The organism is Pontibacter chinhatensis, from assembly GCF_900113285.1.
In the GTDB taxonomy this organism is placed as follows: Bacteria; Bacteroidota; Bacteroidia; order Cytophagales; family Hymenobacteraceae; genus Pontibacter; species Pontibacter chinhatensis.
Genome location: NZ_FOOT01000002.1, coordinates 457,318 through 476,319 on the forward strand (window position 1 = coordinate 457,318; position 19,002 = coordinate 476,319).

Genomic DNA, 19,002 nt, shown 5'->3' on the forward strand with positions numbered 1-19,002 from the left:
TGATTCCGGCTTAGCTGGCCGGCTCCTGCTTTACCAGTTCGTAGATGCGCACTGGCTGCTGGCTTTCCGTGGCGAAAGTTAGCTTCGATACATTTTTCAGTTTGCTGCTATCCAGCTCGATGTAGGGGCGGTTGCCGCTGTAAATGGTCTGCTGCCTTCCGTTTCGGCCAGGTGCGGTGATGGTATACTTGGCGCCGTCGTTCTTTAAAAGTATCACGAGGCCTGCTCCCCTCAGCTCCTTAGGCAGTGTAACCGTTACCGGCTGCTGGCTCGTGAGCGTTTGGTAGGTGTTTATACTTTTGTCGTGGGCAAAAACAGACTCGTTCGCGCCGGCTGCCGGCTTCACCTCCAGGCGAAACTCCTTCAGGTAAAAGTTCTGGCGTTTGTCGGAGGCGTTGCGGAAGCGCACATACGTTATACTTTGGTCGGCAAGGTTTATACTTCCTTTGCCGCGCTCTGCGGTGGCTTCGGCTTTCGTCCACACTTTGCCGTCTTTGGAGGTTTCGAAAACACCCCAGCTCAGCAGGTCGTTGTTGCTCAGGTTAAAGTATAAAGCCTGCGCCTGCAGTGCCGCAGACGGTTTTAGACCAATGTACTCGGCGCTATCCAGGTAGGCTACCTCCAGCATAGGCGAATAAGCAATCCCCTTGTTGTTCACCAGCAGCGGTTGGTTCGCCAATCGCTGGGATTGGCTATAGCTGGCAGAGGCGTCGGCACTGGCTATATTTTGGTTACCGCCCAGGAAGTGGTTCCCGGTAATTTTGAAGACTTCCTCCACAAAAGGCGTCAGCACCAGCGAGCCGGTTTTAACACCTGGTTGGTAGGGGTTCAGGTTCAGCGTGGCATCCACCGTCGCCATACTATCCAACACAGCCTCTACACGCAGGTAGTTTGCCCAGGCAGCGGCAGGGTTCAGGTTGATGCGACTGTCCACCATATCCAGCGTATGAGTACCGGCTTTGCCCAGCAGCTCAAACTGAAGCAGCCATGGCTCCAGTTGCTCTACCAGACGCTTGTTCTGGCTCTTGCTTCTAATTTCGGCAGGGGCCTTGGCTATACGTTCAAACTCCTGCTTTAGCCTGCTCACTTCCGCCACTGAAGGGTGCAGCCCGTCTCTGTAAGTCTCCAGGAAAGTATGGATGTAGGGCTTTATCTCCACCGACTCATCGCGGCGGTAGCGGTGCCCGTTAGGGCCAGGGTCGCTGTTATGGGCGTTGAAGGTGCGGAAAGCCTCCGGCGCCTCCGGCATCACATACTGGTTGGCTGCTTCCCAGGCCTGCTGCGGGTCATAGGTTTTCATGTTCCAGCTATACAGAGCCACGCCAAAAATCGCCACCTTCGAAGCCTCGGCCTTGTCCATCGGGTTGGTCACAAAGCCCGACATATCGTGCACCGCCTCAGTATCGATGCCATAAGAAGGCCCCATCAACAAGTGGTTGCGCACGTAGTCGCTCACTGGGAAATTCCACCACACATAGGCCGGCCGCTGGATGCGCTTGTTCACCCACTCCAGTCCTTCTTTGGTGATGTCATGTACCACGGTGTTGCCTGTCCACATCACGTGGATGGCCGGGTCGAGCTGTTCGCCCAGGATGTCCAGGTAGGTACCCGGCTCTTTGTTCGCCCAACCCTTGTTGTATTCGGTCGGGCACATAATCAGCGGGGCTACGTCTTTTTTCTGGTTGATGAACTGCCGCTGGATGAAGTTGAGCATATTCGCCTGCATTTTGGCATCCGTTCCGGCACCCGAGATATCGTCGAAGAAGACGGCAAAGGCGCGCACGCCCAGGTCATACATCTGGTTAAACTTGGTGATGATGGCGCTGCTGTCGGCCTGGTTCCACTGGATGTCTTTACCTGGATGGATGGCCCACACGAAATCCACTTTGTTACGTTTTGCTTCCTGTACCACCTCTTTTAGCTGCTGCCCCTCCTGCTCGGGGTATGGCTTGCGCCAGTTCGGGGAGGAGTGGTAGGGGTCGTCCTTGGGACCGTAGATGTAGGTGTTCAGTTTGAGTTTGCCGTAAAAGCGTAGCTGCTCCAGTCGGTCCTGGTGGCTCCAGGGCTCACCGTAGAAGCCTTCCACCGTACCGCGATAGGCCACATCCGGGTAGTCGGTGATGGTAGCCTCGGGCAAGGTTATACTTCCGTCGGCCCCTTGCTGCACCAACTGCGACAGCGTCTGCACGGCGTAGAAAACCCCACGCTCGTCAGGAGCTTCTATACTTATCCCTTCCGGCTTCACCTCCAGCTTATAGGCACCCGAGCGCTGCAGCGGCCCCTCCTCCTTCTTCAGTTTCTTTACCTTCAGCGGCAGCGATTTTCCTTTTCCCTCTACTGGCACAATGGTACTAAGCAACTCTAGAGTTGCCGGGTCCTTTTTCAGGCCACTTACCTTGTAATAGTAGGCTGGCGTGAAACGCTGTTGGCTGATACTTGCCTGCTGCGGCTGCGGCACAATTTGCTGCGCCGTCGCAGCGAAGGAAATAAGAAGTATAAATGCAGCCAGGCTGCGTTGGAAAAGGGTGATCATTATGGTGTAGTTTGTTGCTATTGGTCTCTCCTGACTTAGAAAGGTCAGGAGAGATTATACTTTTATTCTTTACTTGGCGCAAGTTTTAAACTTGTGCCTTGGTATGATGTCGAGTTTGTAACCCGACTGGGCCGGCCTGTCCCGGGCGCAGTCTCGGGGAGGCCCAACTATTGCCGGTCACAAGCGAGGACGCTCGCGCCATAAGTATAATTGTCTTTGTACCTCGCCTGCTGTTGGCAAAGCCTCCTGCCACTGTTTGGGCTTTCAGCCCAGTCGGGTTACAAACCCGACTTTATAGGAGGACACGAGTTGCAAACTCGCGCCAGCAGCAGTAACTTATTGGATAGATTATACTTTTACAGATTCCCGCCCTCTTTAGCCAGTAGTTCTTTGGCTCCATCGTCCTCATACTTTTGGATCAGGCCATCCAGCTGCTTTCTGAGCTTGGCGGTGATTTTCTCGTAGCCTTTCTTGCCGTAGAGGTTGTTCATCTCGCTCGGGTCTTTCTGCAGGTCGTACAGCTCCCAGCCCTCTACCCTTTTGTAGAAACGGATGAGCTTGTAGCGGCCCGTCTTGATGCCGAAGTGCGGCGAGACGGCGTGCTCGCCGTTCTCATAGTAGTGGTAGTACATCGCCTCGCGGCCCTTGGCTTTCTTGCTGGTCAGCAGCGGCAGGAACGACTCGCCCTGCATATCTTTCGGGATAGCCACGCCGGCGGCATCGAGCATGGTCGGGGCGATGTCGAGGTTCATTACGAAGTGCTCTGATGTAGTGCCCGGCTTTACCACGCCCGGGTAGCGCATCACCATCGGCGTGCGGAAGGACTCCTCGTACATAAAGCGCTTGTCGAACCAGCCGTGCTCGCCCATGTAGAAGCCCTGGTCCGACATGTAAATCACGATGGTGTTATCGGCCAGGCCGTTCCTGTCCAGGTAATCCAAGGTGCGGCCGATGCTGCGGTCGAGCGAGGCGGCTGTGGCCAGGTAGTCGCGCATGTAGCGCTGGTACTTCCACTCCACCAGTTCCTTGCCCTGCAGGTTGCGCGCCATCAGGTCGTCGTAGATGGGTTTGTAGTACGCCGTGAACCGGGCCCGCTGGTCTGCATTCATGCGCACGATGTTGCCCTCTTTCAGGTTGTCATAATCCGGGTACATCTTCAGGTCGTAGCCCATAATCATCGTTTTGTCGATGGTCATGTCCTGCACGCGGGCCGCCTCGCGGTTGGTGTAGTTGTCGTAGAAGTTGGCTGGCAGCAGGAAGGTTTTATCATCGAACATGCCCATATCGTCCAGGTCCGGCATCCAGGTGCGGTGCGTGGCCTTGTGGCCGATAACCAAGGCAAAGGGCTTGCTCTTGTCGCGGCCCTCGAGCCACTCCTCGGCCACGTCCTCGGTGATACTGGTCACGTAGCCCTCGATGCGCTCGCGGCTGCCGTCCATGTTGATGAAGTCGGGGTTAAAGTAGTGCCCTTGTCCCGGAAGGATTTTCCAGTAGTCGAAGCCCTGCGGGTCGCTCTCCAGATGCCACTTGCCCACCCATGCCGTCTGGTAGCCGCCTTTGCCCAGCTCCTTGATGAAGCTGTTCTGGCTGCCGTCGAAGTGGGAGTTTTCGTTGTCCTTAAACCCGTTTTTGTGGCTATACTTGCCCGTCAGGATAACGGCGCGGCTCGGCCCGCAAATCGAGTTGGTCACGTAGGCCTTGTTGAAGGTGGCTCCTTCCTTGGCAATGCGGTCGATGTTGGGCGTTTGCATCAGGTTGCCGCCGTAGGCGCTGATGGCCTGAAAGGCGTGGTCGTCGGACACGATGATGACGATGTTGGGCTTCTTTGCTGGCGTTTGGGCCGAAGCTGCAAAGCTCCACACAAATGCCGCCATGAGTAAGAGTACTTGCTTCATCATAAACGAAAATTATACTTTGTTACCTGCTTTTTCCTGCTTGTTTGATTTCCTGCAACAGCTGTGCTAGTTCCCTCACCTTCTCCGGATGCTGTGCTGCCAGATTACGCTTTTCGCCAATGTCTTCGCTCAGGTTGTAGAGCTGTGGCTCCGATGCATTGCCCAGTTCAATATCTGTCAGCGGGTTATAAGCTCTACCGTTGCTCGGTTCGATATACTTCCAGTTGTCTTTTACTATAGCCAGCGTGCCCGCATGCTGCACCAAAACACTTCTGCCCTGCCTGGATTTTCCGGTCAGCGCCTTCCACATGTCCTGACTGTCAGGCGCATCGGCGGGGGCCAGCGGCTGGCGCAGCAGACTGGCAAAAGAGGCCACCAGGTCCACCTGCGAAACCATGGCCTCGGATACGGCCGGCTTTATTTTACCAGGCCAGCTCACAATCCAGGGCACGCGCGTGCCCGCTTCAAAGGCGCTATACTTGCCACCGCGCAAAGGACCGGTTGGCATGTGCCCATTTCGCTTGGTTACCGCCTCATCCTCGTAGCCATCGTCCAGCACCGGGCCGTTATCGCTGGTGAAAATAAGGAGGGTGTTTTTCGCCAGGCCCTGCAGTTCCAGCTCCTTCATAATCTCGCCCACAGCCCAGTCCATCTGCAAAATCACATCGCCCCGATAGCCCAGCCCGCTCTTGCCTTTGAAGTAGGTGGAAGGCATGCGCGGCACGTGCGGCTCGGTGAGGGAGTAGAACAGGAAGAACGGCTGCTTTTTATTTTCCACGATAAAGTCTTTGGCTTTCTGCAGAAAGGTAAGCGGTACTTCTTCATCGGTCCAGCGGGCTTTGGTGCCGCCGCTCATGTAGCCAATGCGGCCAATGCCGTTGATGATGGTTTTGTCATGCCCGTGGTTGGGCGAAGCTTTCATCTTGAGCAGTTCCGGGTTCTCTCTTCCGGTAGGCTCGCTGCCTATCTTCTCCCGGTAGTTTACCTGTATCGGGTCGGCTGGGTCAAGTCCCACTACCCTTCCGTTTTCCATGAAAACAGTAGGTACCCGGTCGGCAGTGGCTGGAAAAATGAACGAGTAATCAAAACCCACCTCGTTGGGTCCGGGCTTGATGTACTCGTTCCAGTTTTTTTCTACTGCATCGCCTAAGCCCAGGTGCCACTTGCCCACAATGGCGGTAGCATACCCGGCTTTCTTGAACACACCTGGCAAAGTTAGTTTATCAGTAGGCACCACCAATGCCGCATCACCGGGCAGCACGCCGGTTCCCTGCTTTCGCCAGGGGTACTCACCTGTCATCAAAGCGTAGCGTGAGGGGGTGCAGGTGGCGGAGGTGGCATAGCCACGCGTAAACCGGATGCCTTGCCCGGCCAGCTTATCTAAATTCGGTGTTGAGATTTTGGTGGCACCATAGCTGCCCAGATCACCGTATCCCAGGTCATCCACATAAATCAGGATGACGTTCGGTTTCTGTTGGGCATAAGTATAAGGGGCTATGCAAAGTATGGCCAGCAACAGACAGAAGAGAGATGTACTTTTTTTGCCTAGCATGCTGCGCTATAGGTTAGCATGTTTTTGATTACTTGTCTGGTAGACCCGCACCCAATCCACTACCATCTGCACGGGCAGGTCTTCGTCTTTTATACTTCCTACCCAGTTGCCGCCAAGGGCCTGGTCCAGGATGATGTAAAACTCCTCGTCGAAAGGCCACTGCGAGGAGTCGGCGTTTTCTATTTTAGGGTAGGAAAATGTTTTCTGGCCATTGATGAAGAAGTCAAGCCGGTCGGGGTACCACTCCAGGCCATAGGTGTTAAATTCGCCTTCCCGGAACGGGGGCGTGGCGAAGTATACCGGGTTTGTTTTCTGCTGTAGGTTATCGATGTAATGGCTGTGCAGGGTCTGGTACACGATGGAGTCGTAGTTGAGGTGCTCCATGATGTCTATCTCCCCGCTGTTCGGCCAGCCGCCATACTTTGAATCTTGCGGCATAAGCCAGATGGCAGGCCAGGAGCCTTTGCCCTTCGAGAGCTTGGCTCGCACTTCTACCTTGCCATACTTAAAGGCAAACTTGTCTTTGGTTTGGATACAGGCGGTCTGGTACTTGGCCGTGTCTGCCGGGTCCTCATTCAGGATACCGCGCAAGTATAACTGGCCATCTTTTACGAACGTAGTGGATGGATTATCGGCGCAGTAACAGGCCCAGTCCGGGGATTTTCTGCCGGAAAAGCTCCACTTGGCAGGGTCGGGTGTCCCGTCCGTTTCGAACTCATCCTCCCACAGCAACACCCACTCCACGGGCTTTGCCTTTTGCGGCATGGCCGTGCAGCCGGCGCAAAGTATAAGTACTACTAAAACCCAGAGCCTCTGTATCATTTTTTGCTGAACTTTATAAAAAGGGCAAAGGGGCTGCACAAGCTGAAGCCTGGCAGTCCCTTTTCCCTTACTTAAACTAAAACTACAACCTCAATCTAATCAAATATTCACCTGTTGATGATTGATTACTCTGTTGCGCCGGCATTGGCCTGCAGCGGCCAGCCCGGGTTCTGGTAAATAACCGAGCCATCTGCGGCCCCCTGCGAAGTAATCAGGAAGTGCTGTATGGCAATCGGCTCCAGGTAGTGGGCATTAGCCCAACGGTATCCGTCCTTCACCAGGTTGCTGCCACTCAGGTTCACGCGGTAAGGGCGCAGGTACGGGCTTTCTGACTTCTTGGAAACGTTGGCCGTTTTACCAGCAGTCTCTGCCTCGATCAGCTTCGACTCCCCAGTCTTTTCATCCACGTACCACTCCTGCATTGGGCCCCATACTTTAAAGCCCTCTACAATGTATGGCTGCGTCTTGAGCTGATCCAGCGCTCTCCAGCGTTTCAGGTCTGTATAACGCATGCCCTCAGCCATCAGCTCGGTACGGCGCTCACGACGGATGTTGTAGAGCGTTGCATCGGTCAGCAGTTTTCCGGCAGAGTAGGCGGCAAAGTCATTCTTAGCCTCCTGGTTTATGTCAGTAGCTGCAATGGTCACGTTGAAATCAGGGTTCACGCCAGCTCTCTCACGGATAGCTCTCCAATACTGCTCGGCCTTGCCGTTGATGCTTCCTTCTTTCAGGTAAGAGGCCTCGATGTAGTTCAGGTAAGCCTCCACAGCACGGAACACGATGCTGCCGGTAGAACCATGGCTGCCCTCAGCCTCACTAAAGCTATAAGCCACACCCTTCTTAACAGAGTAACCCGTTACGTCACGTGTCTCAGCCAGACCAACAATGTCTGGATTGCCAAACACAATTGGTGAACCATCCTGATTTGTGTTGCCTTTATACATCAGCTCGCCAGGAGCCTTCATGAATATTTGCAGGCGGTTATCACGGTCCTCTTTCACGTCTTCAATGTAGTCATCGCCCTGGTAGCCAGAACCCGCTGCATAGATAGGCAGGCCATTGCTCATCAGGAAGTTGTCCACGAAGCCTCTGGAAAACCCGGTGTTGCCACCATTGCGGTTCAGGTAGTGGTTCACGTTGTGGTTGATACCCTGCGTAGGGTCATATTGACGCCACAGCAGCACCTCACTATACTTGCTCAGGCTCTGGTCGCCGAACATCTTAAAGTAAGGGTTGTTAGAGGAATCATACCCGTTGTCCTTGGTGTTTTCTACCAACGGCACTGCATCCGCAACCGCAGAAGAAGCTTCCATTGCCTGCGTCAGGAAGTAGTCGATCTCAGCGTCGATGTCGATGCTGAAGTTATCCACTTTGCCCTGCCCTGGCCATCCTGCGCCACCTGGTACATGGGCTGTTCCTTTGTGGTATAGCAGCCAGGTAGCCTCATGCAGGGCCACTCTGGATTTGAAAAGCTGGGCCGCATGCTGGGATATCCTGTTTTTACCACCCGGAGGCGCTGTGCTCAGCAACTGTATAGCTGAGTCCAGGTCAGAGATGATAAAGCGGGCTACCTCATGACGCGGTCTGCGCTTGGACTCCTGTGTCAGCTGCTCCGCCTTGTCTGGCAGGGTTGTCTTTACAATCGGGAAATCACCTACCGCCTGAACTTTGTTAAAGTATTCGTAGGCGCGCAGGAAGTAGCCTTCGCCTATATAATGGGCTACGTTGCTGGTATTACCTGTTATTTTGCCTTCCTTCCAGCGGGGCACTACAGTCTGCAGGAAGTAGTTGGTTTGGCGGATGTTACCGAACTCCCAGGCACCACCAGCCTGTGGTACACGCCATTCGCCAGGTACCCAGCGGTTAGCGTAACCGCTGCTCACTTGGTTATCGGTGTGGTTATCCGAACTGAAGGTACCCGGTCCCCAGCCACCATGTGTCGGGAAGTTATACCGGGCGATGGTGTAAGCCGCCAGGTCCGCCTCACTCCAAAGGTATTTGTCCGGTGTTACGTCAGACAGAGGCTCCCTGTCCAGGTAATCGTTACAGCCTGTTATCCCAACAAAGCCGAGAAATAACAGCACTGCATATAACTTATTGCTAATTGATCTATTCATTACGATGGGTAATTAGAAGTTAAGGTTAAGGCCGAAAGAGAGCACACGTGCATATGGATAGGTTTTACCGTCGTTCCATCCATTCAGACCTACAGACTCCGGATCAAAGATGTCAATCATGTCAGTGAATGTAAGCAGGTTTTCACCTGATACATACAGCCTTACACGGTCTACCCCAATTTTAGAGGTAAGCGAGGCAGGCAGCGAGTAACCGAGCTGCACGTTCTTCAGCCTCAGGTAAGCGCCGTTCTGCAGGTAGCGGGTCTGGGTTTGCTGGTTTTTGCCTCCGTACCCAAAGTCAGGAGCCGGGAAGTAAGAATCCAGGTTTACACCAGCTACGCCAGCCTGTACCATCGGTGAGTTCTCGTCGCGGAAGAAGTCCATGTGCTCCATAAAGCCGGCAGACTGCCACATGCCGCCGTTAACACCCCAGAAGTATGGGCCGTTAGGCATGTAGTCGCGCTTGCCTACACCCTGGAAGAAAACACGCACATCAAAGCCTTTCCAGTCACCCGTCAGGTCCAGGCTATAACGGTATCTCATGGCGCTGTTACCGATAATGCTGCGGTCACCTGGATCGTCCAGTGTTCCGGCACCTCCGTTTATCTTGCCGTCTCCGTTCAGGTCAGCGTACATGATATCGCCGGGCCCCCAGTTACTACCCATGGAGCTCTGGTCAACTTTCTCCAGGTGCGCATCCATTTCTGCCTGGGTTTTTGCTATACCAACGGTGGTGTAGCCCCAAATCTCCCCGAACTTTCTGCCATTGTAATATTGGCTGATGTTACCCGTCACATTCGGATACTTTGTCACTACCTGGTAGTCATCGGCCAACACGGCACGCACGCCATAGTTGAATTCGCCGATATTGTCCTGCCAGCTGGCCTCAATCTCAAAGCCTTTGGACTCCATGTCCGTGTTATTGATTTGAGGAACTCCGGTACCCAGAATTACAGGGAGCTCCGGTGCCGGACCTACCATGTCAAAGGTCTTGCGCTGGAAGTAATCGAAGTTCACGTTCAGGCGGTTGTTAAGCAGAGCCACATCGAAGCCTGCGTTCCAGCTGGTTACCCGCTCCCAAGTCAGAAGCGTACTCACGATACCAGGAGCTCCGGCAGTGTTTGGTTTCTGCCCGTTCAGCAGCCACCCACCGGTACCTACGCTAACAGGTTGAAGCGTATAGAATGGATACCAGTTGTTTGTCTGCTGGTTACCCAACTCACCGTAAGAGCCTCTGATCTTGAATGTCTGGATAAGATGGTCAAACGTCCAGAAGTCTTCATTGGCCACGTTCCAACCAGCAGAAACAGACGGAAAGAAGTTCCAACGCTTGTCCCTGATAAAGCGGGAGCTACCGTCATAGCGGCCATTTAATTCCAAGAGGTAACGCTCTTTGAAGTTGTAGTTCAAACGACCGAAGAAACCTGCAATGGCCCAGTGCTGATACCCGCCTGCCGTCGCTCTGCTGTCATTGGTAGCCGTGTTAATGGTTGGCAGCAATGGCGTAATCAAGCCAGTTCTTGAGCCACCCAGGTCACGATACTTCGTCAACTCAGAGTTAAAGCCACCAAGCACTTTAAAGTTGTGGCTGTCATTGAAACTGAAGCTGTAATCAGAGTAGATGTTAGAGCTAAAATAGTCCTCTTTCAGCGCATACTCATATACATACGTGTATCCGGCCGAATTCCAACCTACCGGAATGGCATATGCCTCACCAGCCACATCATAGCCATAAGCTGGAAGTACGTCGTTGTGGTTGTTATAATTGCGGATACGGTAGTTACCGTTGGCAATAATGTTCCAGCCTTTTGCAGGTGTAAGTGTCAGCTGGGCTTGCTGGTACAACCAGTCCTCCTGCGTATTAAGACGGCCGCCTTCTCTCAGCTGCGCAATCTCGCTTGGGTCTGACCAGTGTCCGTTAGGGTCAGTAACAGGTACTGTGGGCCAGCGTCGGGCCACGTTGTGGTAGAACAGGTCGGTAAGGTGTGTGGCCTTGGTAAAGTCCTGGCGCACGTACCTGGCTGAGTAGTTGAACTTAGCTAGCTCAGAGATTTTCGCATCAATCTTGCCTGAGAAGCTGTAGCGCTGGAATTCATCGCCCCCATGGCGGGTTAAACCTCCCTGGTCCAGATACCCACCGGACACATAATATTGCGTGTTCTCCGTTCCACCGTTCAGGCTGACGTTATGCTCCTGCGAGAAGGAGTTGTCTTTGTACTGCTCCTTAAACCAATCGGTATTACCATGGGAACCAGTGTAATATTCGTATCGGTCGCCATTGGCGTTTGGCACCGTGGCATAATCAATCTCGCCGCGCTGGTACTGCTGAATTCTGTCGAGCACCTCCTGCGAGAACTTAGGAGACTCACCGCCGTTGGCAGCCGCCTCGTTGAAGTACATCGCAAAAGTATAAGAATCCATCATGGTAGGCAGACCCATTGGATCCGAAATCCGGAAGTTATTGGAATAACTCACGCGGTTCTTGCCAGCCTTACCCGACTTGGTGGTTACCAAAATAACACCGAACGGAGCTCGTGAGCCATAGATAGAAGAAGCTGCTGCGTCTTTCAGCACCGTTACAGACTCAATGTCCTGCGGGTTGATGGCGTTCAGGTTGCCTTCCATCCCATCGATGAGTACCAAAGGAGAAGAGGAGGTATTACCAATGGTGCCGGCACCACGGATGTTAAAGTTGAGCGGCTGGTTCAGCTCACCGCCCAATCCTGTCGTCTGCAGGTTCAGGCCTGGCATAACGCCTTGCAGCGCCTGTCCCACATTCTGCACTGGGCGCGATTCGAGCACTTCGGAGCTTACCGTAGACACGGAGCCGGTCAGGTTAGCTTTCTTCTGCTCACCGTAGCCCACTACTACTACTTCATCAAGCGCTTTGGTATCCTCTTGCAGCGTAATATTAATGGAAGTCTTTCCGTCAACAGATACTTCCTGCGCCACGTATCCTATGTAGGAGAAAACCAGGGTACCAGTTCCATTCGGCACGTTCAGGCTGAAAGAGCCGTCTACGCCTGTAGTAGTACCAGTGCTGGTCCCCTTCAATACAACCGTTACACCAGGAAGCGCCTCTCCCCTGGTTCCTGTTACTTTCCCCTGAACGGCTGTTGCCTGCCAGTCGGCGTTAACAAGCCCCTCGTTGAGCCGGACCAACTGCTCAGGCCTAAGCCCGGAATCGGCCAGCGCCCTGCTACTTACCGGCCCGCCCACAGCGAGCGCCATCAGCAGCAGAGCTGATAGTTTGGTAGAATTTTTCATATAGGCATCATCAATTAAAAAGGTAGGTTAATTAGGTTATTTGTGTGATTGGTTAAAAACTGTTTTCTCTGGAACTGTGACGTCTGGCGGGGAAGGTTGCTATTGAACAGAAGGCGACTTATGTCATATATAATGTGGCTTATATCATGTACTACGCAGGGTGATTCACTTTAAGTAGGTGCGTGTGCGGTAACTAAGATTTTCGTACACGTTTAAACACGCATCATCACCCTGCCTCATTTTCCTTATTTAGCTCTAAACATATGATTTTCAAATATGAAACACAAGCTATAGCTCGAAAAAATGTGTTCGAAAACGCATATAATTTGTGTAGCCCTCTGTTAAAGTATAAATCAGGATTTACAGCCTGCGAACGGTCAATGGCACCCTAAAGCAGGTAGAAAGCATGACAAGCCTCAACTTTTTATGCTTCATGTCATACATATCGCCAAAGTATAAAAAAAGATTCTGCTTACAATGCAAAATCTTTCTTTTTAAGGGAAGGGCCTTAAACATAAAGTCCTGCCTGTGCATATCACAGGCAGGACTCTAAAATGGTAATTAAAACTAGTCTAAGAACTTACTTCTTCTGCGCCCACCAAAGCGGTGTGCTCACGGCATCAGGACCACCCAGGAAGCCAACTGCTTGATCATACCCGGCAGGGTTAGTGTTTATCAGGCTGGATGGATACCTCAGGCGCTGCGGGAAGAATTCCACACGGCTCTCCATGTAGTTTGAGGAGTTCAGTGCCTGCAGGTTTGGAAGCGGGTTCTCTACAGCAGGGTTCTCAAAGAATGGCAAGCCAAGTCGTCTATGGTCATTCCAGGCCTCCAGTGGCAGCCACGGGAACTGGGAAATGTACTTCTGGGTGATAATCTTGGTCAGGTGATCATTTTTCACGGTTCCGTTCTTGTACAGGTGGTTGTCCGGATACTTGAAAGCTGTCTGACCTGTTTCGCCTGTATAGCCATTCTCAAATTGCATTTGTTGTGTGGCTGGAGGCTCGGCTGTGTGATCCCAGCTTACAGAAGTACCGTTTCTGTTGTACTCCTCTGAGCTCAGGTAAGATTGCATCGGCAGGTTCCAGTACTCAAAGCTGCTTGCAATACCGGCCTCATACGCCTCCTTGGCTCCCATAGGTGTACTCCATCCGCGAAGCGCAGCCTCAGCAATCAGGAAGTATGTTTCCCAAGGGCCGAAGAAAACGCGCTGGCTCTGGCTTGTTCTGAACTCATGCGACATGCGCGGAATAGTACCAGAATAGGTATAGAGCCTGTTCTTAGCTCCTTTAGCCCCCCACGATCCGTTTGTTGTTGAGTTCCAGGTATTCGTAGCGTCAATCTCCTTCAGCACGTTACCATTGTCATCCAACAGCTGGCGCTTCGTGTTTCTGGCGTCTGTTGTCCAGGAAGGATAGTTGCTGAAGTTAGGGTTTGAGAAATCACCCGGAATGATAAACGATTCGTAGGCGCGGGGATCGATGGCATGCGGCAGACCATTGAACCAGTACCCGGCAGATGGGTTATTGGTTTTGGTGGCAAAGTGATTCTCAAATCGTTGCCCCAACCAATCGGCAGGCTTGATAGCGCTGTGGAAAGAGCCACCGAGCAGGTTTCTGGACTCAACGCCGCCCAGGTTAAAGTATGTGTTAAACAGTGTTTGAGACAAAAGCTGCGCGTTCCACTCACGGCTCATCACCCCAGAAAGGGCATCCCAACCTGGTCTTTCCTGTACCTTGAATACGTCACCCATTGACAGGATCAGCTCGCTGGAAGCCGCAGCAGCTTCAAACTCAGACTGAGCTTTAGCTGGGTCCACTTCTGACAGCCTCATGGCCAAACGGAGGCGCAGCGAGTTGGAATACTTTTTCCAGCTATCCCAGTTATAGGCATAAGCAGGGTCCAGTTTTCTCAGCCTGTCGTTCGTTTCCACAGACGCATCAAGCTTAGCGCTCGCGTCCTTCAGCTCCTCCAACGTAAAGTAATAAACCGACTTCACATCCGAGAACTCCGGGTTTTCACCCTGGAAGGCATTGATCGGAATAGGGCCGAAGTTGTCAGACATCTCGCTCATCAGGTACGCTCGCCAGATACGGGCCACCTGCAGCAGGTTGTTGGTGTACGGCTGTGTATTACCAGAGCTAATATGGCCATTGGCAATTTCGATAGCCGTGTTGGCTGCATTAAGCCAGCTGGCCACCTGGTTGTAGTAGGCGCTTGTCCAGCCATCGTTGTAGCCACCTGCGGATAGGGTTCCTCCCTCCTGGTAGTGGGCGGCCACTTTCCAGTAAAGTATAAAGGAGCGCTCAGCCACATCCGGGTTCATCTGTGCACTGATAATCGAGTTATTGATAAAGTACTCCACCTGCACCTGGTCCGCGTTGGCAGCCACAGGGCTTACGTTTATCTCTTCAAAGTCATTACATGAGGTCAGCAACAGTCCCGTCGCCATCAGCACCCACGATTTTTTCAATATGTTTCTCATAATCATTTCGCAATTATTTGATTAGAAGCCCAGCGTAAGGTTGAACAGGATAGAGCGTGTTGTTGGCATACTTCCGTTCTCAAAACCTACTGCGTTGGTTCCTGTCGCAAACACAGACTCAGGGTCAAGGCCATCCATGTGGCTTGAAATCAACCAAACGTTCGTGGCTGTTATTCCAACGCTGGCTCTCTGAAGTGGTGTTTTAGACAACAAGCCGCCTGGCAGGGCGTAGCTCAGCTGCACGTTGCGCAGGCGAACGTTCGTAGCATCGTAGATGTTGGCTTCTGTAATACCCAGGTTGTTCACTCCAGCCACGGCATTCCAGTAGTTCTGAGGAGTCACCGCTGTGGTGTTGGTGTTATACTGACCAGAAGTTGGATCCTGAATCACACCCTCCACCACGAAGCTCTCGCGACCACCGTCTCTAAGAGTGGCGGCACCTGTACCGCTACGCTGCATGGCCACGTGCGTACCAGAGAAAATTTCGCCTCCGATGCGGGCGTCAACCTGGAAGGAAAGACCCAGACCTTTGTAACGCAGTCTGTTGTTTATACCTACCAGGGCATCCGCCTGCTGGTTACCCAGCTTCACGCCCTGCTCTCCGATTACTGGCAAACCATCTGCATTCAGCAGAAGCTGTCCATGGTATGGGCTTTCCGGATCATCCACTCTTCTGAAAGTGCTGCCGTAGATCTCGCCATACTCGCCACCAACTACTGCATTCACGCGCACGTCGTCAAAGCCGCCCAGTGGGTAAATTTCGATATCCCCGTAAAGCTCCTCCACGGTGTTACGGTTTCTGGAGTAGTTTCCGCTGATGTTCCAGTTGAAGCCCTCTGGGTTACGGATCACGTCCGCATCCACCATGATCTCCACACCTTTGTTCTGGATATCGCCTGCGTTAATCTTTCTGAAGCTATAGCCGCTCAGCGGGTCCATAGGCAGGTCGATGAGTTGGCGTGTGGCGTTAGACTTGTACCAGGCCACATCTACACCGATGCGGTTGTCGAAGAAACGCGCCTCCAGACCAGCTTCGTAAGCCTTGATCAACTCACTTCTCACATTTGGATCGAAGAGAATGTTGTTTCTTCCGGCCGTTGTATTACCGTTCGGGTCTTTACCAATCCAGTAGGTGTTGTAGAGCTGGTAAGCAGGAAGGCTGTTACCCACCTCGGCATAGGAAGCTCTCAGTTTTGTAAAGCTCAGCCAGGAAGGAAGTACAGTACCCGTTGTCTCCAGCATGTCTGTCAGCACATAAGAGGCGCTCACAGATGGGTAGAAGTAAGAGCGGTTATCCTGGTTAAGGGTTGAGGCCCAGTCGTTGCGGAAAGTCGCATCCAGGAACAGGTAACCATCCCAGTTCAGCTGTACCGATCCGTATACCGAGTTGATTTTATGCTCACGGTAATCCTGGCCCACACTTGGGTTGGAGATACTGTTATTGAGGAAGAACAGGTTAGGCACTTCCAGCTCGCCGGCGCTACCGTTCATAGAGCTGAACTTCTGCGCCATCAGGTTACCACCCAAGGTTACCATACCACCAAGCTTGCCAACTACGTTGTCGCGCTGCGCGGTGATGAGCGTGCTGAAGTTAGTCTCTGTAAAGTTCTGCTTGCCCAGGCTGTATCTTCCGGATGGCGTCTGCGGGCTACCGCCGTAAAGCTTGCTCTCGGTGGTTGTATAGTGCATGTCGGCGCCACCTTTAAGCTCAGCGCTCAACCAATCGGTAAAATCATACTTTACCGATCCGTTCAGGATAAACCTGTCTCTGAGGTCCTGGTTCAGGTTATACCTGCTGTTCCAGTAAGGGTTCATCTGGCTGCTGGTTCCGTACCAGATCATCTTGCCTTCACCGTCAACGGCCTGCTCAAAATCACGGATGTCCATGGAGCGAGGAAGCCCGAACAGTGTTCCGAAGGAGTTGTTAGGGTTGTTACCGCCAATTGGTCTGTTCTCGGCGTTAGACTTCGTGTATTGTACTTTCGTGTCTGTGGTCCAACGGTCGGACTTGCCGAAGTTGCTGACAGCTCTGGCCATCAGGTTGGTTCTGGACAGGTTCACGCCAGGGGAAACACCCTCATTGTCGAAGCGGTTGAAGGAAGTATAGATAGACGTGTTATTGTACTGCTGCTGGAACGATATGTTCTGGCTGGAGTACAGTCCCTTCCTGAAGAAGTTATCGATGTTATCGTAGATGCGCAGCGGCACATTCTCGCCTCTCCAGTTCTGCACAGTCTGTCCTTCGGCTCTTGGGCCCCAGCTCAGGCCAGACATTGGATCGTGAGTTCCCTCGGTTCCCTGACCAAAGGTGTTCTGCAATTCCGGATAGGTAAAGATCTCGTCGTAACCTACGGTAGATGAAATCGTGATACCCAAGCCATCCTGTGGTTTACCAGACTTGGTGGTGATCAGGATAACACCGTTACCAGCTCGTGAACCATAAAGCGCGGCAGCAGACGGGCCTTTCAGCACAGATATACTTTCGATATCCTCCGCGTTGATGTCGGCCAGACCGTTACCCATGTCCAGGCCCGGGTTCCAGTAGTCGTTGTTGTTTCTTCCGGTGAAGTTGTCGATCGGAATACCATCCACCACAATCAGCGGCTGGTTGTCGCCTGTAAGCGAGTTGTTACCGCGAAGTATGATTTTAGAAGAGCCGGCCGGACCGTTGCTGGAGCGGGTAATCTGCAGACCAGCCACTTTACCTGTCAGGGCGTTGGCAAGGTTCGCCTCTCTGGACTCTACCAGGCTCTCGCCCTTCACTTCCTGTACGGCATAACCTAACGATTTCTTCTCGCGCTCAATGCCAAGAGCCGTCACTACTACCTCACTAAGCTGGCTGCTGCTGCTCCCTAAGGTTACATTCAGGGTGCTGCCAGCCCCAACGCTTACTTCTTTGGAGTCGTAGCCGAGGGAATTCACCACCAGTACTGCCCCTTCGTTCACGGAAAGGCTGAATGTTCCATCCTCTCCAGTAGTGGTTCCCGTTGTAGTTCCTTTCACTTGTACAGACGCAAAAGGTATGGGAGTACCTTTCTCATCTTTAACTGTACCGGTGATCGTTCGTGTCTGCTGCGCAAATGCCAATCCTGTAAACAGGCACAGCAACATGCAGAGCACAAACTGTTTCGTCAATACTTTTCTCATAGAAAACAGTTTTGATTGTAAAAAATTTTTGAAACCGTTAGTTAGAAATTAATTTATATGGGTACTACATCGGGCTAAACGACCTGGTGGTCGCCAGCCATTTTACTCTTAGCTAAACTCAGGGTATCGTAATGCTCCATCACCAGCGCGGCTGCGCCAATAATTTCGGCCTGGTACCCAAACGTGGAAATCCTGATTTCTGTATCTTCGGCGATTTTGGGGATACAGTGCTCGTTTATCGCCTGCTGGATAGGAGCCATCCAGAGTTTTCCGGCCAAAGACCCGCGGCCGCTCAACACGATCAGCTCCGGGTTAAGCAAGTGGATAAGTGTGGCTACGCCCCTGCCAATGTTATAGGCCGTTTCAGAGAACAGCTCTATCGCAAAGCGGTCGCCTTTCAGGGCGGCTTCCATAATGGCATTGGAGGTAGCCTCCATATCGTCCAGGCTCAGTCCCTGCAGCATCGACACCCTTCCTTCCTGAAGCCCTTTCACCGCCCGCTCAGCCACTACTACCAGCGATGTTTCTGTTTCGAGGCAACCGCTCTTGCCGCAGCTGCACATTTTGTTGTTCATGAAGATGGGGATGTGGCTGAACTCACCGGCAAAGCCGTTGTGCCCCCTGAAGAGCGCCCCATCCAGCACCATGCCCAGGCCGATGCCCCAGCCTATGCTCAGCACCATCACGTTCTGCCTGTCTTTGGCCGTTCCGAGCTTGTGCTCCGCCAATGCCACCAGACTCGAGTCGTTATCTATCAGTACCGGAAGCTTGATGACAGACTCCAGGTAGCTGATAATACTGGTGCCATCCTCCACCTTTAAGAATGAGTGATTGACTCCTTTTACAACATCTACAAAACCAGGCATCCCGATTCCAACACCGATGATGCTGTTCTTCGCTACCTTTGCTTGCTTTAAGAATTCTTTTAGGTGTTGGCCCAGGTCGTGCAGGGCATTGGAATTTCCTGCAAGGGGCAAATCTATACTTTGTACTTCCCCGATATAGTTGTTATGCACATCCAGCAGGGCGATGCGCGTAACAAGCTGGTCCATGGCCACCGAGACGATGTACATCAGGTCCGGCTTAAGGGAATACATCAGAGGCCTCCTTCCGCCGGTGGAAACGGCATACCCCTTCTCCACTATAGTTCCCTCGCCGATTAACTCGTTCAGCATCCGGGCAGT

Annotated in this window: 9 protein-coding genes; all 9 read right to left on the minus strand. The window is 52.7% G+C overall.

Going from position 1 to position 19,002, the window contains the following annotated elements:
- Nucleotides 1–10 precede the first annotated feature (10 nt).
- Nucleotides 11–2,533 carry a glycoside hydrolase family 84 protein gene (locus BM040_RS07195; protein ID WP_092099833.1) on the minus strand — a complete coding sequence of 841 codons (2,523 nt, stop codon included), beginning with the start codon at nucleotides 2,531–2,533 and terminating at the stop codon, nucleotides 11–13.
- 356 nt (nucleotides 2,534–2,889) lie between these two features.
- Entirely contained in the window at nucleotides 2,890–4,428 is a 1,539-nt protein-coding gene (locus BM040_RS07200; RefSeq protein WP_217646761.1) for a sulfatase family protein, read from the minus strand.
- Nucleotides 4,429–4,450: 22 nt separating this feature from the next.
- The gene (locus tag BM040_RS07205) at nucleotides 4,451–5,980 is read right to left on the minus strand and encodes a sulfatase family protein (protein ID WP_092099835.1); all 1,530 of its coding nucleotides are present in this window, start codon (nucleotides 5,978–5,980) and stop codon (nucleotides 4,451–4,453) included.
- A 6-nt stretch (nucleotides 5,981–5,986) separates the two neighbouring features.
- The gene (locus tag BM040_RS07210; protein WP_092099836.1) at nucleotides 5,987–6,802 is read right to left on the minus strand and encodes a glycoside hydrolase family 16 protein; all 816 of its coding nucleotides are present in this window, start codon (nucleotides 6,800–6,802) and stop codon (nucleotides 5,987–5,989) included.
- A 125-nt stretch (nucleotides 6,803–6,927) separates the two neighbouring features.
- Nucleotides 6,928–8,919 (minus strand): RagB/SusD family nutrient uptake outer membrane protein, encoded by a 1,992-nt coding sequence (locus BM040_RS07215; RefSeq protein WP_092099837.1) that lies wholly within the window; start codon nucleotides 8,917–8,919, stop codon nucleotides 6,928–6,930.
- A 12-nt stretch (nucleotides 8,920–8,931) separates the two neighbouring features.
- Nucleotides 8,932–12,186, minus strand: a complete 3,255-nt coding sequence (locus BM040_RS07220) for a SusC/RagA family TonB-linked outer membrane protein (protein WP_092099838.1) — start codon at nucleotides 12,184–12,186, stop codon at nucleotides 8,932–8,934.
- 580 nt (nucleotides 12,187–12,766) lie between these two features.
- Nucleotides 12,767–14,671 (minus strand): SusD/RagB family nutrient-binding outer membrane lipoprotein, encoded by a 1,905-nt coding sequence (locus tag BM040_RS07225; protein WP_092100310.1) that lies wholly within the window; start codon nucleotides 14,669–14,671, stop codon nucleotides 12,767–12,769.
- Between the two features lie 21 nt (nucleotides 14,672–14,692).
- On the minus strand, nucleotides 14,693–17,818 hold the full coding sequence (locus BM040_RS07230) for a SusC/RagA family TonB-linked outer membrane protein (protein ID WP_092099839.1): 3,126 nt from the start codon (nucleotides 17,816–17,818) through the stop codon (nucleotides 14,693–14,695).
- A 74-nt stretch (nucleotides 17,819–17,892) separates the two neighbouring features.
- On the minus strand, nucleotides 17,893–18,993 hold the full coding sequence (locus BM040_RS07235) for an ROK family protein (protein WP_217646726.1): 1,101 nt from the start codon (nucleotides 18,991–18,993) through the stop codon (nucleotides 17,893–17,895).
- Between the last annotated feature and the right edge of the window lie 9 nt (nucleotides 18,994–19,002).